At 67.8% G+C, this 26,995-nt stretch carries 27 protein-coding genes; 16 read left to right on the top strand and 11 right to left on the bottom strand.

Annotated features, from left to right (window positions below):
* The first annotated feature begins 1 nt into the window (after nucleotide 1).
* A complete protein-coding gene (locus tag GGC47_RS11355; RefSeq protein ID WP_370954634.1) occupies nucleotides 2-958 on the top strand; it encodes a DMT family transporter in 957 nt (318 codons plus the stop codon).
* Between the two features lie 95 nt (nucleotides 959-1,053).
* Nucleotides 1,054-1,554, top strand: coding sequence for a hypothetical protein (locus tag GGC47_RS11350; RefSeq protein WP_038363530.1), 501 nt, complete (start codon nucleotides 1,054-1,056; stop codon nucleotides 1,552-1,554).
* Here the strand turns inward: GGC47_RS11350 and GGC47_RS11345 are convergent.
* Complete coding sequence (locus GGC47_RS11345; RefSeq protein WP_142022125.1) at nucleotides 1,547-2,248, bottom strand: TetR/AcrR family transcriptional regulator; 702 nt, start codon at nucleotides 2,246-2,248, stop codon at nucleotides 1,547-1,549. The genes GGC47_RS11350 and GGC47_RS11345 overlap by 8 nt on opposite strands.
* Nucleotides 2,249-2,398: 150 nt before the next feature.
* Between GGC47_RS11345 and GGC47_RS11340 the strand changes: the two genes are divergently transcribed.
* From GGC47_RS11340 to bfr, 6 genes are all read left to right on the top strand, one after another.
* On the top strand, nucleotides 2,399-3,586 hold the full coding sequence (locus GGC47_RS11340; protein WP_142022124.1) for an HlyD family secretion protein: 1,188 nt from the start codon (nucleotides 2,399-2,401) through the stop codon (nucleotides 3,584-3,586).
* Between the two features lie 18 nt (nucleotides 3,587-3,604).
* Entirely contained in the window at nucleotides 3,605-5,191 is a 1,587-nt protein-coding gene (locus tag GGC47_RS11335; protein WP_133560647.1) for a DHA2 family efflux MFS transporter permease subunit, read from the top strand.
* 43 nt (nucleotides 5,192-5,234) lie between these two features.
* A complete protein-coding gene (locus GGC47_RS11330) occupies nucleotides 5,235-5,810 on the top strand; it encodes a YbhB/YbcL family Raf kinase inhibitor-like protein (RefSeq protein WP_429068058.1) in 576 nt (191 codons plus the stop codon).
* Between the two features lie 168 nt (nucleotides 5,811-5,978).
* Nucleotides 5,979-6,512, top strand: a complete 534-nt coding sequence (gene irrA, locus GGC47_RS11325; RefSeq protein ID WP_051988175.1) for an iron response transcriptional regulator IrrA — start codon at nucleotides 5,979-5,981, stop codon at nucleotides 6,510-6,512.
* Complete coding sequence (locus GGC47_RS11320; RefSeq protein ID WP_038363536.1) at nucleotides 6,509-6,799, top strand: (2Fe-2S)-binding protein; 291 nt, start codon at nucleotides 6,509-6,511, stop codon at nucleotides 6,797-6,799. Before irrA ends, GGC47_RS11320 begins: the two co-directional genes overlap by 4 nt.
* Nucleotides 6,800-6,923: 124 nt before the next feature.
* Complete coding sequence (gene bfr / locus GGC47_RS11315) at nucleotides 6,924-7,418, top strand: bacterioferritin (RefSeq protein WP_429068055.1); 495 nt, start codon at nucleotides 6,924-6,926, stop codon at nucleotides 7,416-7,418.
* Between the two features lie 196 nt (nucleotides 7,419-7,614).
* Here bfr and GGC47_RS11310 read toward each other — a convergent pair whose 3' ends face one another.
* Entirely contained in the window at nucleotides 7,615-8,250 is a 636-nt protein-coding gene (locus GGC47_RS11310) for a cold-shock protein (RefSeq protein WP_038363542.1), read from the bottom strand.
* A gap of 378 nt (nucleotides 8,251-8,628) precedes the next feature.
* Between GGC47_RS11310 and GGC47_RS11305 the strand changes: the two genes are divergently transcribed.
* Nucleotides 8,629-9,243: a GNAT family N-acetyltransferase gene (locus GGC47_RS11305; protein ID WP_051988081.1), complete on the top strand. Its 615-nt coding sequence runs from the start codon at nucleotides 8,629-8,631 to the stop codon at nucleotides 9,241-9,243.
* Nucleotides 9,244-9,255: 12 nt separating this feature from the next.
* Here the strand turns inward: GGC47_RS11305 and GGC47_RS11300 are convergent, their stop codons facing one another.
* Complete coding sequence (locus tag GGC47_RS11300; protein ID WP_142022123.1) at nucleotides 9,256-9,942, bottom strand: AprI/Inh family metalloprotease inhibitor; 687 nt, start codon at nucleotides 9,940-9,942, stop codon at nucleotides 9,256-9,258.
* Nucleotides 9,943-10,115: 173 nt separating this feature from the next.
* On the opposite strand from GGC47_RS11300, the gene GGC47_RS11295 reads away from it, so the two are divergent.
* Nucleotides 10,116-10,499, top strand: a complete 384-nt coding sequence (locus GGC47_RS11295) for a RidA family protein (RefSeq protein WP_113253641.1) — start codon at nucleotides 10,116-10,118, stop codon at nucleotides 10,497-10,499.
* Nucleotides 10,500-10,518: 19 nt separating this feature from the next.
* On the opposite strand, the gene acs is transcribed toward GGC47_RS11295, so the two are convergent.
* The 5 genes from acs to tsaD all read right to left on the bottom strand — a co-directional run bounded on the left by acs (nucleotide 10,519) and on the right by tsaD (nucleotide 15,449).
* A complete protein-coding gene (gene acs, locus GGC47_RS11290; protein ID WP_038363550.1) occupies nucleotides 10,519-12,471 on the bottom strand; it encodes an acetate--CoA ligase in 1,953 nt (650 codons plus the stop codon).
* A 182-nt stretch (nucleotides 12,472-12,653) separates the two neighbouring features.
* Nucleotides 12,654-13,064: an EVE domain-containing protein gene (locus tag GGC47_RS11285; protein WP_142022122.1), complete on the bottom strand. Its 411-nt coding sequence runs from the start codon at nucleotides 13,062-13,064 to the stop codon at nucleotides 12,654-12,656.
* Entirely contained in the window at nucleotides 13,064-13,390 is a 327-nt protein-coding gene (locus GGC47_RS11280) for a hypothetical protein (RefSeq protein WP_038363555.1), read from the bottom strand. The genes GGC47_RS11285 and GGC47_RS11280 overlap by 1 nt, the downstream gene beginning before the upstream one ends.
* Nucleotides 13,391-13,401: 11 nt before the next feature.
* Nucleotides 13,402-14,397, bottom strand: coding sequence for an NAD(P)H-dependent glycerol-3-phosphate dehydrogenase (locus tag GGC47_RS11275; protein ID WP_142022121.1), 996 nt, complete (start codon nucleotides 14,395-14,397; stop codon nucleotides 13,402-13,404).
* On the bottom strand, nucleotides 14,394-15,449 hold the full coding sequence (tsaD, locus tag GGC47_RS11270; RefSeq protein WP_429068047.1) for a tRNA (adenosine(37)-N6)-threonylcarbamoyltransferase complex transferase subunit TsaD: 1,056 nt from the start codon (nucleotides 15,447-15,449) through the stop codon (nucleotides 14,394-14,396). Before tsaD ends, GGC47_RS11275 begins: the two co-directional genes overlap by 4 nt.
* Before the next feature lie 373 nt (nucleotides 15,450-15,822).
* Here tsaD and GGC47_RS11265 point away from each other — a divergent pair, with 373 nt between their 5' ends.
* The 4 genes from GGC47_RS11265 (at nucleotide 15,823) to rpoH (ending at nucleotide 21,772) form a co-directional block, all read left to right on the top strand.
* Nucleotides 15,823-17,673 carry a uroporphyrinogen-III synthase gene (locus GGC47_RS11265; RefSeq protein WP_142022119.1) on the top strand — a complete coding sequence of 617 codons (1,851 nt, stop codon included), beginning with the start codon at nucleotides 15,823-15,825 and terminating at the stop codon, nucleotides 17,671-17,673.
* Between the two features lie 18 nt (nucleotides 17,674-17,691).
* Nucleotides 17,692-19,383: a heme biosynthesis protein HemY gene (locus GGC47_RS11260; protein ID WP_429068045.1), complete on the top strand. Its 1,692-nt coding sequence runs from the start codon at nucleotides 17,692-17,694 to the stop codon at nucleotides 19,381-19,383.
* A 272-nt stretch (nucleotides 19,384-19,655) separates the two neighbouring features.
* Nucleotides 19,656-20,657, top strand: a complete 1,002-nt coding sequence (locus tag GGC47_RS11255) for an RluA family pseudouridine synthase (protein WP_248311178.1) — start codon at nucleotides 19,656-19,658, stop codon at nucleotides 20,655-20,657.
* A 218-nt stretch (nucleotides 20,658-20,875) separates the two neighbouring features.
* A complete protein-coding gene (gene rpoH, locus GGC47_RS11250) occupies nucleotides 20,876-21,772 on the top strand; it encodes an RNA polymerase sigma factor RpoH (RefSeq protein ID WP_038363562.1) in 897 nt (298 codons plus the stop codon).
* Nucleotides 21,773-21,955: 183 nt separating this feature from the next.
* Here rpoH and GGC47_RS11245 read toward each other — a convergent pair whose 3' ends face one another.
* Nucleotides 21,956-22,999, bottom strand: a complete 1,044-nt coding sequence (locus GGC47_RS11245) for a DUF2125 domain-containing protein (RefSeq protein ID WP_429068041.1) — start codon at nucleotides 22,997-22,999, stop codon at nucleotides 21,956-21,958.
* 117 nt (nucleotides 23,000-23,116) lie between these two features.
* On the opposite strand from GGC47_RS11245, the gene GGC47_RS11240 reads away from it, so the two are divergent.
* Complete coding sequence (locus GGC47_RS11240) at nucleotides 23,117-23,686, top strand: gamma-glutamylcyclotransferase (protein ID WP_038363565.1); 570 nt, start codon at nucleotides 23,117-23,119, stop codon at nucleotides 23,684-23,686.
* Nucleotides 23,687-23,821: 135 nt separating this feature from the next.
* On the opposite strand, the gene GGC47_RS11235 is transcribed toward GGC47_RS11240, so the two are convergent.
* Nucleotides 23,822-24,328: a hypothetical protein gene (locus GGC47_RS11235; protein ID WP_166652890.1), complete on the bottom strand. Its 507-nt coding sequence runs from the start codon at nucleotides 24,326-24,328 to the stop codon at nucleotides 23,822-23,824.
* An 84-nt stretch (nucleotides 24,329-24,412) separates the two neighbouring features.
* On the bottom strand, nucleotides 24,413-25,342 hold the full coding sequence (locus GGC47_RS11230; protein WP_429068038.1) for an amidohydrolase family protein: 930 nt from the start codon (nucleotides 25,340-25,342) through the stop codon (nucleotides 24,413-24,415).
* Between the two features lie 231 nt (nucleotides 25,343-25,573).
* On the opposite strand from GGC47_RS11230, the gene GGC47_RS11225 reads away from it, so the two are divergent.
* On the top strand, nucleotides 25,574-26,923 hold the full coding sequence (locus tag GGC47_RS11225) for an ABC transporter substrate-binding protein (protein WP_429068035.1): 1,350 nt from the start codon (nucleotides 25,574-25,576) through the stop codon (nucleotides 26,921-26,923).
* Nucleotides 26,924-26,995 lie beyond the last annotated feature (72 nt).

Genomic DNA, 26,995 nt, shown 5'->3' with positions numbered 1-26,995 from the left:
TGTGCCCAGCCCCATTCCGCCCGGACCTGCTTCCGAAACCGCGCATCCGACCTCAGCCGGATCGCTGCGGCACGACAATGCCCTGCTCGGCATCGGCATCATGCTGCTGGCGACGGTCTTCCTGTCGGCCGGCGATGCGGCCTCGAAATATCTCGCGGCGAGCGTGCCGGCGCTGCATATCGTCTGGCTGCGTTACGCCACCTCGGCGCTCATCTTGCTCGCGATCATCGGCTTCCAGCGCGGCAAGATCTCGTTGCGGACGCGCCGGCCGGGCCTGCAATTGCTGCGCGGGATCGGGCTGATCGGCTCGTCGATCTTCTTCGTCTCGTCCCTGAAATACCTCAAGATCGCCGATGCGACGGCAACCAGCTTCGTCGCGCCGCTCTTCGTCACCGCCCTATCGATCCCGCTGCTCGGCGAAAGCGTCGGCTGGCGGCGCTGGCTCGCCACGATCGTCGGGTTGATCGGCGTGCTGATCGTGGTCAGGCCGGGCGGCAGCGGCTTCCAGCTCGCCTCGCTGCTGCCGGTGGTCTCGTCGCTGAGCTGGGCGTTTGCCCTCATCGTGACGAGGATGATGAGCGGAACCGAGAATCCGATCGCGACGATCACCTATTCGACCGTGTTCGGTGCGATCGTCTCGAGCCTGCTGCTCCCGGTGCACTGGGTCGAGCCGAATTGGACGATCGCGCTGGTCGGCCTCTTTATCGGCGCCGTCTCGACGGCGGGGCACTGGCTGGTGATCGTCGCCTTCCGCTATGCGGCGGCCTCGCTGCTCGCACCCTTCTCCTATATCCAGCTCTTCTGGGCCGCGCTCTTCGGCTTCCTGTTGTTCGCGGCGTTGCCGGACCTGTGGACCTGGGTTGGGGCTGCTGTCATCGCGGGCTCGGGCCTCTACACCGCCCATCGCGAGCGGATTCGGGCGCGGCAGGTCACGGCTGGTAACCAAGGCTCGCGATAGGGCGGCCGCTCCGCCTTTGGAGGAATGGCATTGCGGCCGAGTTGCTGTAGGGTGACGTTACGCCAACCGGCGCCCTTTTTTGCCAGGATCCCCCTATGCCGATGCATCTCGCACGCGCGGTTCTCGCCGCGAGCCTCCTCCTGCTGCCGGGGCTTGCGAGCGCCAAGACCTATTCGATCCCCGATCCCAATCCCGTCGCGGTCATCACGATGCCGGACGATTGGGAATCCACAGAGATCGACAAGGGTGTCGAATCGACGTCCGACGACGAGGCGGTCTACGTCTCGGTCGAGGTGACGGAGCTGAAGGACGCCGCACAGGCCATCGCCGAAGCGGTCACCTGGCTGAAGAGCAAGGGCGTCGTCGTCGATCCCGCGACGCAAGAGAAGAAGCCGTTCTCCAACAATGGCATGGAAGGCGTCCAGGTGCAGTGGACCGGCAAGGACGAAGACGGTCCCACCCATGTCAGCCTGACCCTGCTGCAGGTCACCGAGACCAAGGGCCTCGTCGTGACCTACTGGGCCTCTCCCGAAGGCGAGAAGGAGAACCTCAAGGAGCTCGCCTCGATCATCGACAGCCTGAAGGGCCTCAAATAGAGCGTAACGGCCGGCGCGCGGCAGGCTGTGCGCTGGCCGCGCGGGCGTAACGCGCCATGAACATCGTGACCGCCTCACTGACGATGCGGTGCACCTCCTCGTCGCTCGGGGGCGTCTGGATGGCGTTGAACAGACGCGGCCGCGTCAGGGTCGACTGGCAGAGATCAAGGAACTGCATCGCGGCAAGTTGGGTATCCTCGATGTCGAGCTTGCCCTCGCCGACCATGCGGTCGAGATATCGCGCGATCATGTTCGCGCCCGTTAGGGGACCGTTCTCGTAGAATTCCCGACCGAGATCCGGCATCCGCTCGGCGACGCCGATAACGATGCGATGGGCGCTGACCGCGAATTCCTGGTTGATCATGCGCACGAGGCATTGGCCGAAATTCTGCAGCGCGCGCGCCGGCTCTGGATCCTCGTTCAGGGCCGCGATGGCGCCACGCTTCTGGGCCTCGCGCTCGCGCTCGATCAGCGCGACGAAGAGATGTTCCTTGTCCTCGAAATAGACATAGAGCGTGCCCTTCGAGACATTGGCGGCGATGGCGATGTCGCTCATGCTGGCGGCGTCGAAGCCACGGGCCGTGAAGACCTGATAGGCGCCGTCGAGAATCTGGCGCCGCTTCTCGGGGTCGGTCCCGGCAACGCGTCGATTGCGCCGGTCCACCTTAACCTCCGGCTTGGAGTTCTCTGCCATGCTTCTCCGCCGGGCGGTCCGGCCATGCAATGCTGCTTTGCAAAAATAATCGAACCAATCAGTTCGATTTCACTTGATATGCATCATCACTGGCGCTATTTCAACCGCAATCGAACCAATCGGTTCGAATTGTTCTCATCAGGATAGCTCATGTCCGCCGAGATCACAGAACAGCGCCGGGACCGCCTCAAGCTGGTCGACCCGGCCCTGGAGACGGCACAGCCCACCGAGGCGCGCCAGCCCGTCGAAACCGCACCGGCCGCTCCTGTCGAGGCCGCGCAGCCGGCTTCGAAGCGCAATACCGTCCGCCGCGCCGGGCTGATCCTGCTCGCCGGCGTCGTACTCGGTGCCGGCCTCTGGTACGGCATCGACTGGTGGCGCAACGGCCGCTTCATCGTCTCCACCGACGACGCCTATGTCGGCGCGGAGATGGCGACGGTGTCGGCCAAGCTCTCGGCCAATGTCGCCAAGGTTTCGGTGCTGCAGAACCAGGAAGTGAAGGCCGGGCAGTCGCTCGTCACGCTCGATGACGGCGACCAGCGCATCGCGCTCGCCGCCGCGCAGGCGAAGACGGCGACCGCGCAGGCCACGCTCGGGCGCATCGACAGCCAGATCGAGGCCGGCCGCGCCAGCCTGCTGCAGGCCAAGGCGCAGCAGAACTCGGCCCAGGCCGGCGTGACCCGCACGGCGGCCGATTTCGATCGCGCCAAGAGCCTCGCGGCCAAGTCCTATGGCTCGCAGGCGACGCTCGATGCCGCGACGGCGGCGCGCGACCAGGCCCAGGCGGCGCTGGTCAGCGCCAATGCCGGCGTCACCGCCGCGGAAGCGAACATCAAGGTGCTGGAGGCGCAGCGCGTCGAGGCCGCAAGGCAGATCGACGAGCTCAAGGTGGCCGAGGACAAGGCCGCCCGCGACCTGACCTTCATGAAGATCGACGCGCCGATCGACGGCCTCGTCGCCAACACCAATGTCCAGCTCGGCGACCTCGTCGGCGCCGGCAAGCGGCTGATGTCGATCGTCCCGCTCGATCAGGTCTATGTCGACGCCAACTTCAAGGAGACCCAGATCGGTCCGCTGAAGATCGGCGACAAGGCGAGCGTCACGGTCGATGCGCTGCCGGGGCAGGTCTTCCACGGCACGGTCAGCGGCATCGCCGGCGGCACGGGCTCGGTCTTCACGCTGCTGCCGCCCGACAACGCGACCGGCAATTTCACCAAGGTCGTCCAGCGCGTGCCGGTGCGCATCGCGCTCGACCGGGAATCGACGGGCAAGCATGTGCTGCGCCCCGGCATGTCGGTCATCGTGTCCATCGATCCGCGTCCCGCCGGCCAGCGCTGACGCTGCAAGGAGGCCGTCATGGCCACCGCGACCCTGAACGCGCCGGCGGGTGCCCCGCCGGCCTCGGACGCCATCCCGCTACGCCGGATCTTCGCCTTCATCGCGATGGTCTTCGGCATGTTCATGGCGATCCTGGACATCCAGATCGTCTCGGCCTCGCTGGCGGAGATCCAGGCCGGACTCTCGGCGTCCTCGGATGAGATCGCCTGGGTGCAGACGGCCTATCTGATCGCGGAAGTGATCATGATCCCGCTCTCGGGCTATCTCAGCCGCGCCCTGTCGACGCGGGTGTTCTTCTCCATCGCGGCCGCCGGCTTCACGATCTCCAGCGTGCTCTGCGCCCAGGCCTCCTCGATCAACGAGATGATCCTGTGGCGCGCCGTGCAGGGCTTCATCGGCGGCGGCATGATCCCCGGCGTCTTCGCGGCCGCCTTCACGATCTTCCCGCCCTCCAAGCGGCCGATCGTCTCGCCGATCATCGGCCTCGTGGCGACGCTGGCGCCGACCATCGGGCCGACCGTCGGCGGCTATCTCAGCCATGCCTTCTCCTGGCACTGGCTGTTCCTCGTCAATGTCGTCCCCGGCATCGCCGTCACCATCGCGGCCTGGACGCTGATCGACTTCGACAAGCCGGATCGCGGCCTGCTGAAGCGCTTCGACTGGCTGGGCCTCGCCGGCATGGCCGCCTTCCTCGGCAGCCTCGAATATGTGCTCGAGGAAGGCACGCGGCTCGACTGGTTCGAGAGCCACGAGATCGTCTTCTTCTCGGTGGTCATGGTCTTCGGCGCGGTGCTGTTCTTCTGGCGTGCGCTGACGCGCGACGATCCCCTGGTCGATCTCTATGCCTTCCGGAACCGCAACTTCGCCTTCGGCTCGCTGTTCTCCTTCTGCATGGGCATCGGCCTTTACGGGCTGACCTATCTCTACCCGGTCTATCTCGGGCGCATCCGCGGCTATGACGCGCTGATGATCGGCGAAACCATGTTCGTCACGGGACTGGCCATGTTCCTGACGGCGCCGATCGCCGGCCGGCTCTCGGCCAAGCTCGATCCGCGCATCATGATGATCATCGGGTTCAGCGCCTTCGCCCTCGGAACCTGGATCGTTTCGCACATCACCGCGGATTGGGACTTCTACGAGCTGCTGCTGCCGCAGATCCTGCGCGGCTGCGGGCTGATGCTGTGCATGGTGCCGATCAACAACGTCGCGCTCGGCACCTTGCCGCCGCAGCAGCTCAAGAACGCCTCCGGGCTCTACAACCTGACCCGCAATCTCGGCGGCGCGGTCGGGCTCGCCGTCATCAACACCATGCTGAACACGCGCACCGACGTGCACATCACCCGGCTGCACGAATGGGTCGCGGCCGGGCGGCAGGTCGCCGAAGAGGCACTGGCGAACACGGCGCAGCGCTTCGGCGACTTCGGCGATGCCGCCAATACGATGGCTCTGGCCCTGCTCAACCAGCGTGCCCACAAGCAGGCGCTGATCATGGCGTTCGGCGACGTCTTCCTCGGGCTGACGGCGATCTTCGCCTGCCTCGTGGTGTTGTCGCTGTTCCTCAGCAAGCCGAAACCGGCACCGACCGGCGCGGGCGGCGGGCACTGAGCCTGCGATCCCGCCCGCTGGACCTCCTGGAATCGTTTCCGTCATGATCCCCAGTTTCGAACGCGTCTTCGGCCGCCTGCTGCGGCCTATCCGGGGCCATGACGCGGACCTGCTTTGCAACGATCCGCGCCTTGCCGTCGCGGCCGGGACGATGCAGCTGACCAGCCCGGCCTTTGCCGAGGGCGGCGATATCCCGAGCCGATATGCCGGGCGCGGGGTCGGCGAGAATGTGTCGCCGCCGCTGGCCTGGAGCGGCGTCCCGGCCGAGACGGTGGAACTCGTCCTCGTCATGCAGGATCCGGACGCACCGCTGCCGCGGCCGGTGACGCATCTCATCGCGACGGACATCGCCGTCGACAGCGAAGGCGTGGAGGAGGGCATGCTCCGGCCCGAGACGAATCCGCAGATCGCCTTCCTGCCGGGTTCGCTCGGCCGCATCGGCTATGAGGGGCCGCGGCCGATCCGCGGCCATGGCCCGCACCGCTATGTCTTCCAGCTCTTCGCCCTGGCACGAGTCCTGCCCGCTCTCGATGACGTGATGCTTCCCGAGCTGGCATCGGGGATGGCGGGATGGGTGCTGGCGCGCGCGGTTCTGACCGGAATTTTCGAGCTCATCTAGGCGGATTGCAGCCGCGGATGGCGGTGGACGGAGCGGTGCTGCAGCGGAATGTCGCAAACCGCGCGATTGACATTGCGATGCCGGCAAGGCAAATATGGCAGTAATATCAGTAGTTTAGATGTTTTCTAAACTGCGAGGCCGCAAGGCCCCATGGTGGAAGGCGTTTCGATGAGCGTTCTGGTGAGCAAGGATCGGGAGCAGGCTGTCGCGGCGGAGCATATCCCGTGGCCGCAGAAAAGCCCGGCCTCCTGCCCGATCAGCGCGGTGAAGGCGCGCCTGCGTATGGCGGGTCTTCGCCCGACGCGGCAGCGCATGGCGTTGGGCTGGCTGCTCTTCGCCAAGGGCGACCGCCATGTCAGCGCCGAGATGCTCTATGAGGAGGCGATCCGCGCCCGCGAGCCGCTGTCCCTCGCCACGGTCTACAACACGCTGCGCCAGTTCTCGGAAGCCGGGCTGCTGCGCCAGGTTTCGGTGTCCGGCCCCAAGACCTTCTTCGACACCAATGTCTCGGAGCACCACCACTTCTACAACGAGGACGACGAGACGGTCACCGACATCCCCGGCTCGACGATCCATGTCTCGGGCCTGCCGGATGCGCCGGAGGGCATGATGATCGCCTCGGTCGAGGTCATCGTCCGGCTGCGCAGCGCGGATGGCGAAGAGGTCACGACGACGAAGCGGGTGGCGGGCCATCACGCGTGATCGTCTGTTCCTGCAACGTCATTTCGTGCCGGCAGATCAAGGGCACCGTCGGCGCTGACGGCAGCGGGCCGCGGACGGCCGGCGAGGCGTATGACTGCCTCGGTTGCAGCCCCGATTGCGGGCGTTGCGCGCGCGCGGTCCGTGCGATCCTGGCCGAGGCCCATGCCGCATGCGCGACGCAGTGCGGCAGTTGCGCCAGCCGCGAGATCGCGTGCGCCGTCCATGTCAGCGTGGGCCGCATGCTGGACGGCATCGCGCCGTCAGAGGATGTCTCGCAGGCCGCGTAAGCGACGCGCTGCCGGGATCGGGCGGCGTTGGATGATTGCAGCCGCCTTCGTTTTCCCTCTTTCCTTCCCGGATGCACCTCTCTACATTAGTATCATTCTAATGTAGATTGCGAGGAGCGACGCCATGAAGGGCGACAAGAAGGTCATCGAATATCTCAACAAGGGGCTGCGCTCGGAGCTCACCGCGATCAACCAGTACTGGCTGCATTACCGGATGCTCGACAATTGGGGGCTGAAGGAGATGGCCAAGACCTGGAAGAAGGAGTCGATCGAGGAAATGGTCCATGCCGACCGCTTCGTCGACCGCATCCTCTTCCTCGAGGGCTTCCCGAACCTCCAGACGCTCGACCAGCTCCGCATCGGCGAGACCGTCACCGAGGTCATCGAATGCGACCTCAAGGCCGAGATCGAGGCGCGGAAGCTCTATCAGGAAGCGGCCAAATATTGCCGCGAGGTCGGCGATTTCCCGTCCGAGGATCTGTTCAAGGCCCTGATGAAGGATGAGGAAGGCCATATCGACTTCCTCGAGACGCAGCTCGACCTGATCAGCCGCATCGGCCTGGAACTCTACACCCAGAAGCATATCGGCGGCCTCGAAGGCGACGATCACGCGCATTGATCGAGGTGCTGCCTGCGTGGCACGCCGTCATGCTTGGGCTTGATCCGAGCATCTCAGGAACGAAAAGCGTTCGATCCTGCACGAGATTCTCGGGTCGCCGCCATGCGGCGCCCGAGAATGACGAGCCCGGTTGATCATGATCCAACAAAAAAGGCCCGCCATTGGCGGGCCTTCGTCTTTTGCGGCAGAAGCCGTCTCAGATGAAGCTGATGTTCGCGGCCTCCGGCCCCTTCCGGCCGGCACGGATCGAGAAGCGCACGCGCTGGCCGTCCATCGGCGGCTGCAGGCCGCTGCGGCTCAGCGAGGAGACATGCAGGAAGACGTCCGGGCCGCCCTTATCGGGAGCGATGAAGCCGAAACCGCGATCCGAGTTGAAGAATTTCACGGCGCCGTCATAGGGGCCTTCGACCGGTCCGCTGTCGCGATCCTGGAAACCGCCACCGCCATTGCGGTCCTGAAAGCCGCCGCCGCGGGGACCGCGGTCCTGGTAGCCGCCACCGAAATCGTCGCGCGGCGGACGCGCGCCGAAGCCACCGCCGCGCGGCGCGGGCGCCGCCGTCTGGGTCGCCGTCGACGGGTCGATCTCGTGGACTGCAACCACCTGCAGCCCCCGGCGGCCTTCACCGAGGTCGGCGACGATGGTTGCGCCGGGGAGCAGATCCTGCTGGTCCAGCGGGCCGATCGCCGAGATGTGCAGGAAAACGTCGGCAGAACCATCGGCCGGCGAGGCGAAACCGAACCCCTTCTCAGGGTCGAACCATTTGACTTTGGCTTCGATATTTTCGTGCGTGACGAAAGGCTGGGCAGCAGGAGGCTTGCGACGATCGAACATGGGGCTTCAGATATGAGTGACCGGGAGCACACAACTTAGCTCATGCCGGGCGCGCCGTCATCGGGGTCAGTGTGAAATTATCGCACGACAATTTCGGGGGTTATAGTGCTTTTTTTCGCGGCATCCCCAAGCTGATGAGGCCGCTTGCTATGCATCAAGGGCATGGGTTTTCGGCATTTTCGCCTGTTTCTTCGGGGGTTACGGCGAAAATGCCGCAGGTCTGCCTCTTGCAATCGCCGCATTCAGACGCGATCTGAGGCCGCGGATGCAATAACAAGTCGATAGATCACCGTCGCCGCGTCCTGTCGGATGCGCGACGCTTCAGGGAAGAACGCCTCCTGTTCGATCGCGCCTCAGGGCGCTGTTCGGGAGATGATAATGGCTCGATCAACACAAGCTCGCGGCAAGGCCGGCCGCGGGGAAATTCGCCGGCTCTGGCTGGCAGAACGCGATCTCTTCAGGGAGCATCTGCTCAGGCTCGATCCGCTGACGCGCCAGCAGCGCTTCGGCACGGCCGTGAACGATGCCTTCCTCGAGAATTATGCCACGACGACCTTTGGGGTCGGCGGGCTGGTCTATGCCTATGTCGAGGACGGGGTGGTCCGCGGCGCGGCCGAGTTGCGCGGTCTCGACGACATCGTCGCGCAGACAGGTGAGGCCGCCTTCAGCGTGGAGACGGGCTGGCGTCGTGCCGGTATCGGCGGCCAGCTGTTCTCGCGGCTGATCACGGCGGCCCGCAATCGCGGGATCAGGACGCTCTACATGACCTGCCTGCCGGAGAACGCGGCGATGAGGCGGCTCGCGCAGAAGTTCGAGGCCGATCTGGCCGGCGGCTACGCCGATATCGAGGGCGTGATCGCGACCGGCGGTCCGACACCCTTCACCATCCTGGACGAAGCCTTCGACAATGCGAAGGGCTTCGCGACGCTTGCCCTGTCGCTCCAGAAGACCTTCTGGCCGACGCGGATCCTGGCTCGCGCCTTCGGCGCCTGACGAGCGCTGCCCTCAGCGGTTGAGCGAGAGGGCGGCGCCCGATTTCGTCACGGCGCCGTCTAGCGCGTTGCCGCCCGAGGCGCGCAGCCGCGCCGCGACCGTGCCGCCTTGCTGGTAGAGATAGACCTCGCCGTCGCGATAGTCCCAGGCGGTGATCTTCTGCAGATCGCGATTGGCGCAGCCCGACGAGCTGGCGCGGTAGAGATCGAGGGTCGGCGAGCTCGAAAGCTGGACGCGGCAGGTGCCGCCGGTGGCCTCGCGCGCGGTCCAGCTCCCGATCACGTTGTCACGCGTCGCGGCCGGGCGGGCCGGGGCGGAGGGCGCCGGACCGAGGCCCGCAACCTGGTTGTTGCCGGGAGCGACCGGCGCGGGCGCCGGCTGGCCGGCGGGCGGCAGGCCCTGGCCCTGTGGCGTTCCGGCATTGGGATCGAAGAACGGATCCTGCGGCGGCGGCAGACCGGCGCCCGCCCCCGGCGGCGGGGCAGCGGCGGTCGGATAGCCGCCGGGCGGCGGCAGCGGCTCGGAGGTGATGGGGGCCGAGGTGACCGGCGGCGCGGAGGGCAGGGCCGGCTGATTGTAGGAAGGCGGATTCATCACCGGTCCGGAGAAGCGCTGGGAGCCGGCACAGGCCGTCAGGGCGAGGAGCGGGAGGAGTGCGGTCGCCTTCAGCGCCGGGATGGCGGTTTTCGTCGTCGTCATGCGGCGCGGTTCCGATTCCGATCAATCTTACGTGGCGTCAATATCATAGAGGCATAATGAACGCGGCATGAGCATGGTTTAGCTCAGCCGGGCCCGCTTGCGAACCCGCGAAGTCCGATCTGGTTCCGCTGTCACGCCAAAGGCATAGTGCGGCCTTCCCGGAAGGACCCGTCATGACGCCGCTCACACCTGCCAGCATCGCTGCTCCCTTCGCCCGCTACAGCCACGGCATGGAAGTGCCGGCGGGCTGGCGCCTCGTCGTCTGCTCGGGGCAACTCGGCGTCGCGGCGGATGGGAGCGTGCCCGAGGATGCGCGCGCGCAGGCCGATCTCTGCTTCGCCAACATCGCCGCGATCCTCGCCGAGGCGCGGATGACGCTCGCCGATATCGTGCGGATCAATGCCTATGTCACCGACCGCGCCCATATGAAGGGCTATATGGATTCGCGCGACGCCCATGCCGGCGCGCCGCCGCCGGCCTCGACCCTGATGATCGTCTCGGGCTTCACCCGGCCGGAGTTCAAGGTCGAGATCGAGGTGATCGCGGCCGCGCCCTGAGACGCGACCGCGCTGCGGTTCAGCCCGCCTTGCGCTTGTTCTGGCGATTGGCGACGAGGTCGTCGACCACGGCGGGGTCGGCCAGCGTCGAGGTGTCGCCGAGCGCGCCATGCTCGTCCTCGGCGATCTTGCGCAGGATGCGGCGCATGATCTTGCCGGAGCGGGTCTTGGGCAGGCCCGGCGCGAACTGGATCAGGTCCGGCGAGGCGATCGGGCCGATCTCCTTACGGACATGGGCGACGAGGTCCTTGCGCAGATCCTCGGACGGCTTCTCGCCCGCCATCAGCGTGACATAGGCGTAGATGCCCTGGCCCTTGATGTCGTGCGGGTAGCCGACGACCGCCGCCTCCGAGACGGCGGGGTGCGCGACCAGCGCCGATTCGACTTCCGCCGTGCCCATGCGGTGGCCGGAGACGTTGATGACGTCGTCGACGCGGCCGGTGATCCAGTAATAGCCGTCGGCGTCGCGCCGGCAGCCGTCGCCGGTGAAGTACTTGTTCGGATAGGTCGCGAAATAAGTCTCCTCGAAGCGCTTATGGTCGCCATAGACCGTGCGCATCTGGCCGGGCCAGCTTTCGGCGATGACGAGATTGCCCTCGCAGGCGCCGGTCAGCACCTTGCCTTCGGCGTCGACGATCTGGGGCTCGACGCCGAAGAAGGGCCGCGTCGCCGAGCCGGGCTTGAGGGCGGTGGCGCCGGGCAGCGGCGTGATCAGGATGCCGCCGGTCTCGGTCTGCCACCAGGTATCGACGATCGGGCAGCGGCGCTCGCCGACGACGCGATGGTACCATTCCCAGGCCTCGGGATTGATCGGCTCGCCGACCGAGCCGAGCAGGCGCAGCGACTTGCGCTTGGTCTTCTTCACCGGCTCCTCGCCGGCGCCCATCAGCGAGCGGATCGCGGTCGGGGCGGTGTAGAAGGTGTTGACCTTGTGCTTGTCGATGACCTCCCAGAAGCGCGAGATCGTCGGATAGGTCGGGATGCCCTCGAACATCAGCGTCGTCGCGCCGTTGGCGAGCGGCCCGTAGAGGATGTAGCTGTGGCCCGTCACCCAGCCGACATCGGCGGTGCACCAGTAAATGTCGCCGTCATGGTAGTCGAAGACGTACTGATGGGTGATCGAGGTGTAGACGAGATAGCCGGCGGTGGTGTGGAGCACGCCCTTCGGCTTGCCGGTCGAGCCCGAGGTGTAGAGAATGAAGAGAGGGTCCTCCGCCTTCATTTCGACCGGCGGGCAATGGGTCGAGACCTTCTCCGCCTCCTCGTGATACCAGACGTCGCGGCCTTCCTTCATGGTGACATGGCCGCCGGTGCGCTTGACGACGATGACGGTGCCGATGCCACCCTTCACCTTGTCGTCGGCGGCGTCGACATTCTTCTTGAGCGGCACGGCGCGGCCGCCGCGCAGGCCTTCGTCGGCGGTGATGACGACCTTGGAATCGGCATCCTCGATGCGGTTCGAGAGGGAATCCGGCGAGAAGCCGCCGAAGACCACCGAATGGACGGCGCCGATGCGCGCGCAGGCGAGCATCGCATAGGCCGCCTCCGGGATCATCGGCAGGTAGATGGTGACGCGGTCGCCCTTCTTGACGCCATGCGCCTTCAGCACGTTGGCGAATTTGCAGACTTCGGCGTGGAGCTGGCCGTAGCTGATCTTCTTCGATTCGGAGGGGTCGTCGCCTTCCCAGATGATCGCGGTCTGTTTGGCGCGCGTGGCAAGGTGCCGATCGACGCAGTTATAGGCGACGTTGGTGGTGCCGTCCTCGTACCATTTGATCGAGACCTTGCCCGGCTTGTAGCTGACGTTGCGGACCTTGCTGAACGGCTTGAACCAGTCGATCCGCTTGCCCTGCTCGGCCCAGAACTTGTCGGGATCCTTGACCGATGCCGCGTACATTTTCTTGTACTTAGCGTCGTTGGCCCAGGCCTTCTTCGCCCAGGCGGCGGGCACGTCGTAGATGATCTCGGTCATTGGCAGGCATCTCCCCGGACAGGGTTCTTTGTCGCGTTCCCGTGTCCGCCTGCCGGCGGGCGCGGTCCCGCTTCGTTTGAATTGGGCGCATCATAGGGTGCGTGTGCGGCGCGGCAAGCGCTTCGCGCTCGCACTTTCGTGTCACAGACTTTCGGCGATGTCGGCCTTGGGTCCGGATCGGTTCAGAGCCCGCCCATCTTGCAGACGAGGTCCCATTCCTCATCCGTCACCGGCTGGACCGAGAGGCGGAAGGAGGTGACGAGCGACATCTTGGCGAGCTTCGGCTCTTCCTTGACGGCGGCGAGCGTCACCGGCCTGGGCAGCGGCTTCACCGCCTTGAAGTCGACCAGCACCCAGGGCGGGCCGGCGGCCTCCCAGGGGTAGGCCTCGCGGATGACCTCGACGATGCCGACCACCTCGAGGCCTTCGTTGGAGTGGTAGAAGAAGACCTGCTCGCCCTTCTTCATGGCCATCAGGTTGAGCTTGGCGGTGTGGTTCTTCACCCCGTCCCAATGCGTGCCCTTGGCGCCGGCCTTGACCTGGTCGTCCCAGGACCAGACCGAGGGTTCGGATTTGATCAGCCAGTGAGCCATCAGGCCTCGTCCTCCTTCAACGGCACGGGCGGCTTGGAGGCCGCTTCGCCCTGTTCGTTCCAGAACCGCACCATCTCGCGCGTCAGCGCGGCGTAATCCTTCGGGTCGAGCTCGACCCGGACCTCGCCCTCGCCGAAAGGCAGGATCAGCACGAAGCGATGCGTGCCCTCGGCCTTTCGCCGGCGATGCTGGATGACGGGCGTGGCGATGCGGCCGGCCAACGGCACCGGGCCGCTTTCGGCGACGAGCTCGGAGCCGGTCGTCTTCCTGACCTCCGCGATGCCGCGCGCGATGCGCTTGCCGAGATCGTTGAGCTCTCCCGCCATGGCTTCCTCCGTCATTCCGCCCTGAGCGGCCGGGCGAGCAGCGCCGCCACGGCTTCACGCACGCCGATCCTGCCCGCGATGACCGCCGCGACGGCCTCGGCGATCGGCATCTCCTTGCCCTCCCGCCGCGCCATCTCGGCAAGGACGGGGGCGGTGAAGGCGCCTTCCGCGAGCTTGCCGCCGGCGGCTTCAGCCGGGCTCCTGCCCTGGCCCAGCGCCAGACCATAGGCGAAATTGCGCGATTGCGGCGAGGCGCAGCTCAGCACCACGTCGCCCAATCCCGAAAGGCCCATCAGCGTCTCGGGATCGGCGCCATGCGCCTCGCCGAAGCGGCGCAGTTCGGCGAAACCGCGCGCCACCAGCGCGGCGCGGGCGCTCTCGCCGAAGCCGAGCCCGATGGCGATGCCGGCGGCGATGGCGAGCACGTTCTTGGCCGCGCCGCCGATCTCGACGCCGCGCGGATCGCCCGAATGATAGATGCGGAAAGCGGGCGAGCTCAGCGCCTCGGCGAGGCTGCGCGCCAGCGCGGGATCGGCAGCGGCGAGCGTCACCGCGGTCGGCAGGCCGTGCCCGATATCGGTGGCGAAGCTCGGGCCGGAGAGGATGGCGGTCGGGGCTTGCGGCCAGCTTCCGGCGATGATCTCGGTCGGGAACAGCCCGCTCGCCTGCTCGATGCCCTTGGCGGCCGAGATCACCGGCGCGCCGGCGGGCAATGCGGTTGCCATCGCGGTGCAGGCCGCGCGCAGGTTCTGGGTCGGCACGGCGACGACCAGCGCGTCGCAGGAAGCGAGATCGGCCAGCGTCGAAGTGGCGCGGATTGCTTCGGGCAGATCGATGCCGGGCAGGCGTGGGGCCTGCCGCGTCGCGCGAATCGCCTCGACCGTCGCGGTGTCGCGCGCCCAGAGGAGTACCTCGCGGCCGGCGCGATGGGCGGCGAGCGCCAGCGCGGCGCCATAGGAGCCGGCGCCGACGACGCCGACCGTCGCGAAGCCCGGATTCTGACTCATGCGGCGGTCGCGGGCTTGGCCGCGAGTTCGTCGAGCGGCCAGCGCGGACGGGCGACGGCCGACATGTCGTCGACGAGGCCGAGCCGCAGCCGCTCCAGCCCGGCCCATGCGATCATCGCGCCATTGTCGCCGCACAGCGCCAGCGGCGGGGCGACCATCGGCAGGCCGGCCTCGGTGGCCAGCCGCGTCAGCCCGCTGCGGATTGCCTGGTTGGCCGCGACGCCGCCGGCGACGACCAGCGTCGTGGGCGTGATGCCGGCCTCGCGGCAGGCGCGCAGGCCGGCGCGGGTCCGGTCGACCATGACGTCGACGATCGCGGCCTGGAAGGAGGCACAGAGATCGGCGACGTCGTTGTGGGAGAGCGGCGCGATGCGTTCGGCGACGAGGCGCACGGCCGTCTTGAGGCCGGAGAGCGAGAAATCCGGCGTCGGCCGGCCCTGCAGCGGGCGCGGGAAGTCGAAGCGTTCGGGGTCGCCCTTCGCCGCCTCGCGCTCGACCGAGGGGCCGCCGGGATAGGACAGGGCCAGCATCTTGGCGATCTTGTCGAAAGCCTCGCCGACCGCGTCGTCGATGGTGCCGCCGAGCTTGAGATAATCGCCGACGCCGCGCACGGCGAGCAATTGGGTATGGCCGCCGGAGACGAGCAGCAGGAGATAGGGAAAGGCGAGATCGTCGGTGAGGCGTGCCGTCAGCGCATGGGCCTCGAGATGGTTGACGGCGATGAAGGGCTTGCTCGTCGCCAGTGCGATCGCCTTGCCGGCAGTGAGGCCGACCATGACGCCGCCGACCAGGCCGGGACCGGCGGCGGCGGCGACGGCGTCGATATCGCCGGGCTTGAGGTCGGCATGGGCGAAGGCGCGCGCGATGATGCGATCGATCGCCTCGACATGGGCGCGCGCCGCGATCTCCGGCACGACGCCGCCATAGGCGGCATGCGCCGCGATCTGGCTCAGCACCTCGTTGGACAGGATCCTGCTCTCGCCCGAACGCTCGATGGAGACGATCGCCGCTGCCGTTTCGTCGCAGGTCGTCTCTATCCCTAGAACACGCATGATCGGTCGACTTGTCCCGCGGAATGGAGGATCAGGTGATGAAGCTTCGCGGCTGGCGGTGGCCCGCCGGCAATTCCTTCGTATAGTGCGTGCCATGGCCCAAGGCCAAGGGCAATGCAGCGGGTGCCGTCAGCGGGTCCGTGGCGCCGGAAAGAAAAAGGAGAGGGAATGGCCGGCATCATCGTTCCGCCTCAATACGCCCTGATCGCCTTGGCCGATGCCGTTCGCGGTTCGGCCTGTGACCGGTGGTTGCCTCGCTAGAGCGCCGCGCGTCCTGCGGGACGCGATGACGGTGGTCTATGTATTTGTTATCGCATGGGATTGTTCCGGAAGCTGGATTCCGCGTTTCGGTCCGATGCCATAGGAGCTGCGAATGCGCGTCTTCGTCTTCCGACCCCGCCCCGATGCCGACCGGACGGCGCAGGCGATCGCCGCCCATGGCTTCGAGCCGCTGGTCGCGCCGCTGTTCGAGGTGGTCAGGCTGCCGGGGGAGGCACCGGCCGGCGATTTCGCCGCCATCGTCCTGACCAGCGGCAATGCCGTTCCCGTGCTCGCTGAGGGACCTGAGGGCTGGCGCGACCTGCCGGTGTTCACCGTCGGCGCCCGCACGGCGGCGAAGGTCCGTGAGGCCGGCCTCGACGACGCCCGCAGTGCCGATGGCGACCGCAACGACCTGATCGAGCTGATCACGCGGACGGTGCCGGCGCCGGCGCGGCTGCTGCTGATCCTCGGCCGCGACCGCAAGGAGGACGTACCACAGCGGCTGAAGGACGCAGGCTACGACATCACGCTCTGGGAGGCTTATGCCGCCGAGCCTGTCTCGGTATTGCCGGAGGACACGCAGGCCGCGCTGCGGCACGGCCGGGCCGACGCCGCCCTGCATTATTCGGCGCGCGGGGCGCGGACTTTCCTGAGCCTCGCGCAAGCGGCCGGCGTCGGCGCGGAAGCGCTCGAGCTCACCCATGTCGCGCTCTCGGCCGATGTCGCCTCGCCCTTGATTTCGGCCGGCGCCAGTACTGTGCTCGTCGCCGAGCATCCCGAGGAGGCCGCGATGCTGGCGGCGCTGGAGGAGGTTTCCCGGCGGCAGAAGCCGGACGGGTCGGCGCAGGCGGAGCCGCGCGGCAGCCTGAAGCGCACGCCGCCGACGATAGACCTCAAGGCGCAGCCGGAAGCCGATGTGGCTGAGGCCGCACCCGCGCGGCCCTCGCCGGAAGCGGTGGCGCCCACCGAGGCCTTGCCGCAGGAATTCTCGCCGCCGCCTCCTGAGCCGCCGCGGACCGCGGCCGCCGCGCCGGTCGCGAAGGCGACGATGCCCTGGCCGGCTTTGGCCATTGCAGGCGTCGTCGGCGGCGTTCTCGGCGCGGGGCTGATGCTCTACGCACTGCGGGCGAGCAGCCCGGCCGTCACGCCCGAACAGCTCGCCGATCTGAGTGGGCGGGTCGACGGGCTTCAGGCCTCCGTCACCGCCGCCGACCGCAAGGCCGGCACCGCCGGGGATGCCGCGGCGAAGGCAGGCTCGGAACTGCAAGCGCTTTCGGGCAGGATCGGCTCGCTTGCCAAGGCGCCAGCGGCCGATACGGGCGCCCTCACGGAGCAACTCCAGCGTACCGAGGCGGCGCTCGCCGCCACAAGCGAGCGGTTCGACAAGCTCACCGGGCGGGTCTCCGCCATCGAGACGCAGGCGAAGGCCGCTCCCACTGCGAATCCGGAGGGGATGGCGGCGGCGCGAATCGTGCTGGCCGAGCGGGTCCAGCGGGCTCTGGCGGCCGGGCGCTCCTTCGGGAGCGACGTCGCCGCCCTGGTCAAGGCCGGCGTCCCGCAGGCCGATGTCGCCGCTCTCTCCGCTGTCGCGGCATCGGGGGCGGCGACGCGGGAGGCGCTGCTGGCGGGCTTCCGCACGCATGGCGCGATGTTCCAGCGCGAAGTCACGCCGCAATCGGATAGCTGGACGGACAAGCTGATCGGTTTGACGAGCCGCATCGTCACGGTCCGTCCGGTCGGCGACAACGGCTCGAATGATCCCGCCACGCTGCCGCTGCGGCTGGAGAGCGCGGTTGCGGCCGGCGACATGCCGAAGGCGGCGGCGCTCTGGGGCCAATTACCCGAGCCGGCGCGTCGCGCCAGCGCGGAATTCGGCGCCGATCTGCAAAAGCGGGCGGCGGCGGATGCAGCCATCGCCAAAATCGCGCAGGATGCGGTCGCAGCGCTTGGCGCCGCCGGCTGACGGAGGATAGAGAGGTCCATGGTTCGCGTTCTCGTCTACCTCGCCGTCTTCGCCTGCCTTGCCTTCGGCGCGGTATGGCTCGCCGATCGGCCGGGCGAAATCTCGGTGATCTGGCAGGGCTACCGCATCGACACCAGCGTCGCGATCGGCGCGATCGGCGTGGTCCTGCTCGCCTTCCTGGTGTTGCTGGCCTGGGCCATCATCCGCTTCGTCTTCGGCCTGCCTTCCGCCTTCAGCCTCTCCTCGCGGGCGCGGCGCCGGGCACGCGGCTTCGAGGCCGTTTCGCGCGGCATGGTCGCGATCGGCGCGGGCGATCCCGTCGCGGCCGGACGTTATACCGGCGAGGCGCGCCGCTTCGTGCCGAACGAGCCGCTGACCTTGCTGCTGGAGGCGCAGACGGCGCAGCTCACCGGCAATCGCGCTCACGCAGAGGCCGCCTTCAAGGCGATGCTGGACCGCTCGGAGACGCGGGTGCTCGGCCTGCGCGGGCTCTTCGTCGAGGCCAAGCGCCGCGGCGACATGGCGGCGGCGCGCGCCTTCGCCGACGATGCCGTGCGCCGCTCGCCCTCGCTCGCCTGGGCGAACGATGCGCTGCTCGATTTCCACACCAATGCCGGCGACTGGCAGGCGGCACGCACCGCCGTCGAGCGTCGTGCGGCCCTGCGCCTCGCGGACAAGGCGGAGGCGCGCCGGCAGCGCGCCGTGCTGCTTGCGGCCGAAGCGCTGGAAGCCCGCGACAAGGAGCCGGAGCGGGCGCTCGCCGCGGCGCTGGAAGCGGTGAAGCTCGCGCCGGCGCTGACCCCGGCGGCGGCGCTTGCCGGCCGGATGTTGGCCGAGCGTGGTGATGTGCGCAAGGCGTCGAAGCTGCTGGAGGCGGCCTGGCGGGAGGCGCCGCATCCCGATGTCGCGGCGGCCTATCTCGATGTCCGCCTCGGCGACAGCGCACTCGACCGGCTGAATCGCGCCATGACGCTGTCGAAGCTTCGCCCGGCCGACCCGGAAAGCGTACTGGTGTTGGCCGGCGCGGCCATTCAGGCGCGCGAGTTCCAGAAGGCGCGCGACACGCTGAAGCCTCTGCTCGCGGGTGGGGCCTCGGTGCGGGCCTGCCTGCTGATGGCGGAGCTGGAAGAGGCCGAACATGGCGCCGCCGGCAGGGTGCGCGAGTGGCTGGGGCGGGCAACGCGCGCACCGCATGACGCGGCCTGGGTGGCGGACGGGCTCGTCTCCGATCACTGGATGCCGGTCTCGCCGATCACCGGGCGGCTCGACGCCTTCGTCTGGACGGTGCCACCAGCGACGCTCGGCAGCCCGCCGCAGGCGCTGGACGACGTGCTCGCGGATCTCGACGATTCGACCAAGCTGATCGAGGTGAAGCCGGAGAGCGTCACCGTCGTCGAGCCGGCTGCGGTCGTGGTGTCCGCACCGCCGAAGGAGGAGCCGAAGCCCGCTCCTGCGGTTCCGGTCGAGGCCAAGGTCGAGATCAAGAGCGAGCCGGCTGTGAAGCCGGAGCCGGAAGCACAGCCCGCTCCGGTGCCGAAGCCTGCCGGGGCGGCCAACTCTACGGCCTCCGCGGCCCATGGCGCTGTGGCCCGTGAAGCGGTGCCGCCGAAGCCGGTGATCTTCCCCGTTCCGCACGCGCCCGACGATCCCGGGCCGGATGAGGAGCCGCCGGGCGAACCGAAGAAGAGCGGTTTCCGCCTGTTCGGCTGAGCGGGGCCTTCCCTTCTCCCCTTGCGGGAGAAGGTGGCAGCGCGCAGCGCTGACGGATGAGGGGTCGGGCGCCCCCTTGCTCCAGCCTTCTCCCGCGAGGGGAGAGGAGGCAGGTTGCGGTTCGCTCGTGCCTCGCCTTCCTGAGACGATACCGGGTCAAGCCCTGGCATGACGATGGGTGTTCGCGGAAAAGGCGTGCGGCCGGCCGTCATGCACCTTATAGCGACGGCATGGATTGTGATCAGGACGGCCAGAGCGGCCAGGACAACGGCATGGTGACCCTGCAGGTCGGGGCGGAGCAGGCGGGCCTTCGGCTCGACAAGGCGCTCGCCATGCTTGCCGGCGAGATTTCGCGGGCGCGGCTGCAGCAGGTGATCAAGGAAGGCGGTGTCGGCCTCAACGGAACCCCCGTCAGCGATGGCAGCCGCAAGGTGGCCGAAGGCGACGCCATCACCCTGGTGATGCCGGAGGCGAAGCCGCCCGATCCGGTCGGGCAGGACATCCCGCTCGACGTCGTCTACGAGGACGAGCACCTGATCGTGATCGACAAGCCGGCGGGGCTCGTCGTGCACCCTGCGGGAGGGCATGAGGACGGCACGCTCGTCAATGCGCTGATCGCCCATTGCGGCGAGAGCCTTTCCGGCATCGGCGGGGTCAGGCGGCCGGGCATCGTCCACCGGCTCGACAAGGATACCAGCGGCCTGCTCGTCGTCGCCAAGAACGACCGTGCGCATCAGAAGCTCGCCAAGCAGTTCGCCGACCATGGCCGTACCGGGCCGCTGCAGCGTGCCTATCTCGCCATGGTCTGGGGCACGCCGCGCCTGCGCGAGGGCACGATCGACGCCCCGCTCGAGCGCTCCAACCGCAATCGTGAAAAAATGGCGGTGGTGAAGGAGGGGCGCGGCCGCGAGGCGATCACGCATATTCGCCTGATCGAGCGCTACCCGCCGCTTCTGAAGGGGCTCGACGAGACCGAGCCGCTGGCGAGCCTGATCGAATGCCGGCTCGAAACCGGGCGCACGCATCAGATTCGCGTGCATATGAGTCATATCGGCCATCCGCTTCTGGGCGACCAGCTCTACGGTTCCGGTTTCGCGACCAAGGCGGTGCGCTTGCCGGAGGAGGCGCGCGAGGCCCTGGCGGCGCTCGGACGGCAGGCGCTGCATGCGGCGGTGCTCGGTTTCGCGCATCCGGCGACGGGCGAGGAGATGCTGTTCGAATCCGATCCGCCCGAGGATTTTGCGAAACTGCAAACAGCGCTCGCGAGGCTGTGAGCCAATCGGGCGTTCCTGCCACCTTTCCGCCAGAGTGAGTTCGCATATACTGGGGTTGTCGGATGCGGATGGCCAAGGGGGCGCCGCACGCAATCGATCCCGCCGAACTCCCGACCGGTTTCTGCGTTGGATCAATTCGCATTGTCCGAAACCTGCGCGAAGGTTGATCGCGCGGTGGGCCCGCCGCACAGCGGGGGCCTCGACGAGGAGACACGCGCATGGCGAGTGCTTCGCTGCCTGTCCTGTCCGCCGAGGGTGGACTCTCACGTTATCTCGATGAAATCCGCAAGTTCCCGATGCTGGAACCGAGCGAGGAATACATGCTGGCCAAGCGCTGGCGCGAGCATGGCGACCGCGACGCGGCGCATAAGCTCGTCACCTCGCATTTGCGCCTCGTCGCCAAGATCGCCATGGGCTATCGCGGCTACGGCCTGCCGATCGGCGAAGTCGTGTCCGAGGGCAATGTCGGCCTGATGCAGGCGGTCAAGCGCTTCGAGCCCGAGAAGGGCTTCAGGCTCGCGACCTATGCGATGTGGTGGATCAAGGCCTCGATCCAGGAATACATCCTGCGCTCCTGGTCGCTGGTGAAGATGGGCACCACGGCCAATCAGAAGAAGCTGTTCTTCAACCTGCGCAAGGCCAAGAGCAAGATCGCGGCGCTGGGCGAGGGCGATCTGCGCCCCGATCAGGTCAAGCAGATCGCGACCAAGCTCGGCGTCAACGAGCAGGACGTGGTCGAGATGAACCGCCGCCTCGGCGGCGACGCTTCGCTCAACACCCCGCTGCGCGAGGATGGCGAAGGCGAATGGCAGGACTGGCTGGTCGACGATTCCGAGAGCCAGGAGCGGCGCCTCGCCGATTCGGAGGAGGCCAGCAACCGCCATACGGCGCTGCACGAGGCGCTGGAGGTGCTGAATCCGCGCGAGCGGCGCATCTTCGAGGCGCGCCGCCTCGCCGAGGATCCGATCACGCTGGAGGAGCTCTCCGAGGAGTTCGGGGTGTCGCGCGAGCGCGTCCGCCAGATCGAGGTCCGTGCCTTCGAGAAGGTGCAGGACGCGGTGAAGAAGGCGATCACCCGCATCGAGGCACCGCGCGCGGCGTTGCCGGCGGCGTGACCGCGATCATCGACGTCGAGAGAATTTAAAAAGGGGCACTTCGGCGCCCCTTTTCATTTGCTCGACATTTTCAACGAGCACCTGGCTGCGGCTCGGCAAGCTTCTGCCGGAGAAGGCGTTGACCCCTCCGCTTCCCGAGATGGTCGGGTCGAGCCCGACCATGACGAGGGGAGGCGCGCCGCCTCAATACAGCGGCTGCAGCGGCTTCAGCGGCAGGCGGATCGGGCCGAGGAAGACGCGGCCCTCCCGCAGCGAGACCGGCGGCAGCGGCGTGAGGCCGGGAGCCGTGGCGGCGGCGCTGCCGCCGCGCCCGCCCAGCAGGCCGCCGAGCCCGCCCAGCAGATTGCCGACGCGGACGCCGCCGATCTGCTGGATGCCCGCAGCGGCCAGTTGCAGATCGCCGCCGACATGGTGGGTCGGGTCGAGCAGCAATTGCCCGCTGCCGTCGATGCGGGCCGCGCCCTTGGTCGTGGCGAGGCGCGTGATGTCGAGGACGCCGTTGGCGTTACGCCAGGCTTCGAGCGCATCGGGATTGAAGCCCTGGCGGAAGGCCTCTGACTGGGTCAGCGTCGCCTGCAGGTCGATCGTGCCGGCATCGGTCGTGCCGAGCAGGGCATCGATCACCGGCAGCACGGTCCCCTTGGCGGAGAGCGCGATATCGACGGCCTGATCGGTTGCCGGGCGGTCCGGATTGCGGCGCAGATGCGTTTCCAGCGAAGCGGCGCGCCAATTCTCGGCGGCCTGCCCCGGCGTGGTGAGGGTGGCGTTCGGCTCCGCCGCGACCAGCGCGAAGCGCTGCGGATCGCGCCAGGCCAGGCTGGCGTCGAGCTGCTTCCAGGTGATGTCGAGGCTGCGGCCTTCCGGCAGGGAGACGCGGGCGGGGCTGGTCGCTTCGAGGATGACGAGGCCCGGCGAATAGATTTGCCCGACAGCCAGCGCCGGGCCGGTCTCGACCCGCACGGCATCGCCCCAGCGCGTCGAGGTCAGGGCGAGCGAATCGCAGCGGACCTCGATGCGGAAGGGAAAGCCGCGAACGGTCCGGTTGTTGCAGGTCCAGCTCCGGCCGCGCTCGGCCTCCTTGGCGAGAGCCTTGTCGATCTCGGCGACGGTGCGGCCATGGACATAGAACCAGAAGCCCGACCAGGCCGCCGCCAGCACGACGAGGAGGCCGAAGGGGGCATAGAGCCAGAAGCGGCTCTGGCGGCGCGTCGGGGAGAGGTCGGTCATGCGGCAGGCGTTCCTTGCGCGAAGGCGGGCCGATTGTTAGCTCGCCAGAACGGCGGATGCCAGAGTGGCGGATGCCCGCCACCAAGCAGGCCGGCATGGCCAAATGATGAGACGGCGATGACGAGCGAAAGCGATGCGGCGGATCTCTGGGTCTTCGGCTACGGGTCGCTGATCTGGCGGCCGGGATTCGCCTTTGCGGAAAGCGTTCCGGCGAAGCTCCATGGCTATCACCGCTCGCTTTGCGTCTTCTCGCATGTCCATCGCGGCACGCCGGACCGGCCGGGCCTCGTGCTCGGGCTCGATCGCGGCGGGGTGTGCCGGGGATTGGCGTTCCGGGTCGAGGCCGGCCGGGCGGAGGAGACGGTCGCCTATCTCAGGGCGCGCGAGCAGGCGACGGCGGTCTATCTCGAGCGCCGTGTTCCGTTGCGGCTGGACGATGGCCGGCGGGTCGAGGGGCTGGTCTATGTCGCGGACCGCCATCACCTGCAATATGCCGGCAAGCTGCCGCCCGCCGCCTTGCTGAAGCTGGTTCGCCAGGGGCGCGGCCAGTCGGGCGAGAATCCCGATTATGTGCTGCAGACCCATGAGCATCTGCGCAAGATGGGGGTCTATGATCCCGTGCTCGCCGCGCTGGCGCAGGAGCTGGCGCCGGGCCTCCACGCGACGCATCCGCCGGTGAAGGGCTGATCGCCACGCCATGCGCCCGCAACCGGGCACTGTGGGACGGGCGTCCCCGCCGATTTGTTAGGGGTGCGCATCATCATTCCGGGTCTAGCCCGGAATGACGATGCGTTTCCATGCGATGCGCGGCGCGGAACCGGCTCAGGCGCCCTTCAGGCGGGCGTTGCACTGGCTGTAATAGCCGCCGCCCTTCTGGATCCATTTCAGGCCGCCATTGCCATTGGTGGCCTTGTTGGCGTTGTACTGGTCGTCGCAGGTCTTGAAGCGCTGCTTGCCGGCCGAGAGCTGCGAATATTTCGGATCGACCTTGCTCGGGAACACGGCGTTGCCGGCCGGGGCGGGGGCCGCCATCGGCTTCGGCGCTGCCGGTGCGGCGGCGGTCGTGGCGGCGGGTTTCGGCGCGGCCGGAGCGGGCGCCGTCGTGGCTGCCGGGGCGGAGGCAGGGGCCGCGGTGGCGCTGTCGCCGCATTGCGTCTTGCGGAAGTCGTTCCAGGACTGGCCGTTGAGCGCGTTGCCCGTTTTGGCCGCCTGATACTTGGTGCTGCATTCCTTCATCGTCAGCGCGAGCGCCGGCGTCGAAGCCTGGATCATGAACCCGCCGGCGAGCGCGAGAAGGCCGGCAGCAAGCGCGAATCTGGTCTGTGTCATGATGATCCTCCCCCGTATGGGGTGCTTGTCGATGCCGCTGCGGCCGGACGGATCATTCCGGGCGGTCGGGCAGCAAGGATGAGGCTAGTCCCGCGAAGATGAACTGTCGCTGACGATTTTGGCCGGATTTCGGCCATGTTTCGTAAGGTAAACCCGCGCCGCATTGCCGCCGAAGATTGCGGCCCGCTCGGCGTCCGAGAGCGTCGCGGTGAGACGTTCGGCGGCTGCGAGCCATTCGGCGTAGGGCGCGCGCAGCGTCGCGACCGGCCAGTCGCTGCCCCAGAGCAGGCGTTCCGGCCCGAAACAGGCGAGGAGATGCGCCACCGCAGGCGCCAGCGTCGCGTCCGTCCAGTCCGGCCCGGCTTCGGTGACGAGGCCGGAGAGCTTGCAGACCGTGTTCGGCCTTGCAGCCAGCTTGGCGATGCCGTCGCGCCAGGCGGCAAGGTCGGCGCCGGCCACGCCTGTTGATGTGAGATCAGGTTTGGCGCCGTGGTCGATGACGACGGGAAGCTCCTTCTCGCGCTCCAGCAGGGCAAGCAGTGCCGGGATCTGCGGCAGCTTCACCAGCGCGTCGAAGACGAGATTGTGCTCGCGCAGTGCCGCGAAGGCGGGGGCGAGATCCGGCCGGGCGAGCCAGTGCGGATCGGGAATATCCTGCGCCATGGGTCTGAGGCCCACCAGCAGCGGGTCGGCGGCCAGCGCGGTGATGCGGGCGGGGGCGTCGGGCGCCGCGAAATCGGCCCAGCCGACGACGCCGGCGATGAAGGGCGTGGCGGCTGCGGTTTCGAGCAGGAAGCGCGTTTCCGCCTCGCTCGGCGCGGCCTGGACGAGGATGGTGGCATCGATGTCGTGGGTGGCCAAAAGCGGTGCGAGATCGGCCGGGGCGAAGTCGCGGTGGATGGCCTCGAGCGCGGGCGTGAGCCAGCCATAGTCGCCGCGGTCGAGCCGCCAGAGATGCTGGTGGGAATCGATGCGCGGCGGGACAGGCGGCTTGCTGGGAGAGGGGCTCGTCATGCGCGTCGCCATGCGGATCCTGGGCTCTGCGGCGGCAGCGTTCGGCCGGCGCGGTCCCCTATGTGCACGCCAACATGTTAGCTTGCAACCGGCTTGAAAGCAGATTAGCGTCCTGCCCGGGTCGCTGTCGCGGCGGAGCCCAAAAGCTTGCCGCGACGGAGACGAAAGCCCGAAAATGGGCCGCCTGCAAGTGGGCGAAATACCGTTTCACAGGTCCTGGGGAGGACGCCGATGACCGACAGCATTCTCAAGCCGACTCGCCGTGCGCTGTTGCGCGGCGCCGCCGCGACCGGCGCGGGCGTCATCGCCGCGCCGCTGGTGCTGCGCGAGGCGCGTGCGCAGGCGCCGTTCAACTGGAAGCGCTTCTCCGGCCAGTCGATCGACGTGCTCTTGGTCAAGAACCCCCGCTCCGAGCTGATGCAGGCGGCGGAGAAGGAATTCACCGAGCTGACCGGCATCAAGGTCTCCTCCGAGCAGGTGCCGGAGCAGCAGCAGCGCCAGAAGGCGGTGATCGAGTTCGCATCGGGCAAGCCGAGCTTCGACGTCAGCGGCATCTCGCTGCATGTGCAGAAGCGCATGGCGGCCAAGGGCAAGTGGTTCGAGAACCTCGACCCCTACATCAAGGACGCCTCGCTGACGGCGCCGGATTTCGACTTCGCCGATTTCGGCGCCGGGCCGGTCGCCTATGCCCGGCAGGCCGACGGCTCGCTCGATACCGTGCCGTTCTTCGTCGATTACTGGATCGTCTACTACAACAAGGAACTCTTCGACGCGAAGGGCGTCGCCTATCCGAAGTCGATGGACGAGATGTTCATCGTCGCGCAGAAGCTGCACGATCCCGCCAAGGGCATCGCCGGCTTCGTCTCGCGCGGGCTGAAGAACGCCAATGTCCCGGTCTGGACATCGCTGATGCTCGGCCAGGGCTCGGAGACGACCTCGCCCGACGGCAAGCTGCTCACCGACACGCCGGAGGCGATCTGGGCCGGCGAGCTCTACAAGAAGCTCAACAAGGAGACCGGGCCGGTGGGTTCGGTCGGCTTCAACTGGAACGAGTGCCAGACCACTTTCATGCAGGGGCGGGCGGCGATGTGGCTCGACGGCGTCGGCTTCGCCACGCCGCTGGAGGACCCGTCGAAGTCGCGCATCGTCGGCAAGGTCGGCTACGGCATCACCCCGCCGGGGCCGAAGGCGCATCACGCCGGCATGTTCGCCGACGGCATGGGCATCTCGCGCGGCTCCTCGAAGAAGGAGGCGGCCTGGCTCTATGTGCAGTTCATGACCAACAAGAAGAACCAGATCGCCATGCTGAAGGCCGGCGCCGGCGCGCCCGGACGCTCCTCGGCCTATCTCGACACCGAGACGATCCAGCAGTCGAAGTTCGGCAAGCAGTATTTCGATTGCCTGCTCGGCTCGGCCAAGATCGCCCGGGCCGGCCTGCCGCAGATCGTGCCGGTGACCGAGTTCCGCGACGTCTTCGGCGTGGGTCTGACCAACATGATCGGCGGGGCCGATGTCGCGAGCGAGCTCAAGAAGGCGACGGAAACCTTCGCCCCGGTGCTGGCCAAGAGCGAGCTGGGGTGAGCGCAAGAGGCGTCATGGCCGGGCTTGACCCGGCCATCTCGTCACCAATGCACACTCTCGAAGAGGTGCTCG

Source organism: Allobosea sp. OAE752 (genome assembly GCF_050433265.1).
GTDB lineage: Bacteria > Pseudomonadota > Alphaproteobacteria > Rhizobiales > Beijerinckiaceae > Allobosea > Allobosea spartocytisi.
Note: the sequence above shows the minus strand (reverse complement) of the source record. Positions and strands in the feature narration are given on the sequence as shown.

What these genes read in the sequence shown, in the direction of transcription:
- rpoH (WP_038363562.1), top strand. Translation starts at nt 20,876, where the DNA reads ATGGCGAGTGCTTCGCTGCCTGTCCTGTCCGCCGAGGGTGGACTCTCA.
- GGC47_RS11280 (WP_038363555.1), bottom strand. Translation starts at nt 13,390, where the DNA reads ATGGCGGGAGAGCTCAACGATCTCGGCAAGCGCATCGCGCGCGGCATC.
- acs (WP_038363550.1), bottom strand. Translation starts at nt 12,471, where the DNA reads ATGACCGAGATCATCTACGACGTGCCCGCCGCCTGGGCGAAGAAGGCC.
- GGC47_RS11255 (WP_248311178.1), top strand. Translation starts at nt 19,656, where the DNA reads ATGGTGACCCTGCAGGTCGGGGCGGAGCAGGCGGGCCTTCGGCTCGAC.
- GGC47_RS11340 (WP_142022124.1), top strand. Translation starts at nt 2,399, where the DNA reads ATGTCCGCCGAGATCACAGAACAGCGCCGGGACCGCCTCAAGCTGGTC.
- GGC47_RS11245 (WP_429068041.1), bottom strand. Translation starts at nt 22,999, where the DNA reads ATGACCGACCTCTCCCCGACGCGCCGCCAGAGCCGCTTCTGGCTCTAT.
- GGC47_RS11345 (WP_142022125.1), bottom strand. Translation starts at nt 2,248, where the DNA reads ATGGCAGAGAACTCCAAGCCGGAGGTTAAGGTGGACCGGCGCAATCGA.
- GGC47_RS11330 (WP_429068058.1), top strand. Translation starts at nt 5,235, where the DNA reads ATGATCCCCAGTTTCGAACGCGTCTTCGGCCGCCTGCTGCGGCCTATC.
- GGC47_RS11265 (WP_142022119.1), top strand. Translation starts at nt 15,823, where the DNA reads ATGCGCGTCTTCGTCTTCCGACCCCGCCCCGATGCCGACCGGACGGCG.
- GGC47_RS11310 (WP_038363542.1), bottom strand. Translation starts at nt 8,250, where the DNA reads ATGTTCGATCGTCGCAAGCCTCCTGCTGCCCAGCCTTTCGTCACGCAC.
- bfr (WP_429068055.1), top strand. Translation starts at nt 6,924, where the DNA reads ATGAAGGGCGACAAGAAGGTCATCGAATATCTCAACAAGGGGCTGCGC.
- GGC47_RS11260 (WP_429068045.1), top strand. Translation starts at nt 17,692, where the DNA reads ATGGTTCGCGTTCTCGTCTACCTCGCCGTCTTCGCCTGCCTTGCCTTC.
- GGC47_RS11335 (WP_133560647.1), top strand. Translation starts at nt 3,605, where the DNA reads ATGGCCACCGCGACCCTGAACGCGCCGGCGGGTGCCCCGCCGGCCTCG.
- GGC47_RS11225 (WP_429068035.1), top strand. Translation starts at nt 25,574, where the DNA reads ATGACCGACAGCATTCTCAAGCCGACTCGCCGTGCGCTGTTGCGCGGC.
- GGC47_RS11285 (WP_142022122.1), bottom strand. Translation starts at nt 13,064, where the DNA reads ATGGCTCACTGGCTGATCAAATCCGAACCCTCGGTCTGGTCCTGGGAC.
- GGC47_RS11300 (WP_142022123.1), bottom strand. Translation starts at nt 9,942, where the DNA reads ATGACGACGACGAAAACCGCCATCCCGGCGCTGAAGGCGACCGCACTC.
- GGC47_RS11235 (WP_166652890.1), bottom strand. Translation starts at nt 24,328, where the DNA reads ATGACACAGACCAGATTCGCGCTTGCTGCCGGCCTTCTCGCGCTCGCC.
- GGC47_RS11275 (WP_142022121.1), bottom strand. Translation starts at nt 14,397, where the DNA reads ATGAGTCAGAATCCGGGCTTCGCGACGGTCGGCGTCGTCGGCGCCGGC.
- GGC47_RS11350 (WP_038363530.1), top strand. Translation starts at nt 1,054, where the DNA reads ATGCCGATGCATCTCGCACGCGCGGTTCTCGCCGCGAGCCTCCTCCTG.
- tsaD (WP_429068047.1), bottom strand. Translation starts at nt 15,449, where the DNA reads ATGCGTGTTCTAGGGATAGAGACGACCTGCGACGAAACGGCAGCGGCG.
- GGC47_RS11240 (WP_038363565.1), top strand. Translation starts at nt 23,117, where the DNA reads ATGACGAGCGAAAGCGATGCGGCGGATCTCTGGGTCTTCGGCTACGGG.
- GGC47_RS11305 (WP_051988081.1), top strand. Translation starts at nt 8,629, where the DNA reads ATGGCTCGATCAACACAAGCTCGCGGCAAGGCCGGCCGCGGGGAAATT.
- irrA (WP_051988175.1), top strand. Translation starts at nt 5,979, where the DNA reads ATGAGCGTTCTGGTGAGCAAGGATCGGGAGCAGGCTGTCGCGGCGGAG.
- GGC47_RS11230 (WP_429068038.1), bottom strand. Translation starts at nt 25,342, where the DNA reads ATGACGAGCCCCTCTCCCAGCAAGCCGCCTGTCCCGCCGCGCATCGAT.
- GGC47_RS11295 (WP_113253641.1), top strand. Translation starts at nt 10,116, where the DNA reads ATGACGCCGCTCACACCTGCCAGCATCGCTGCTCCCTTCGCCCGCTAC.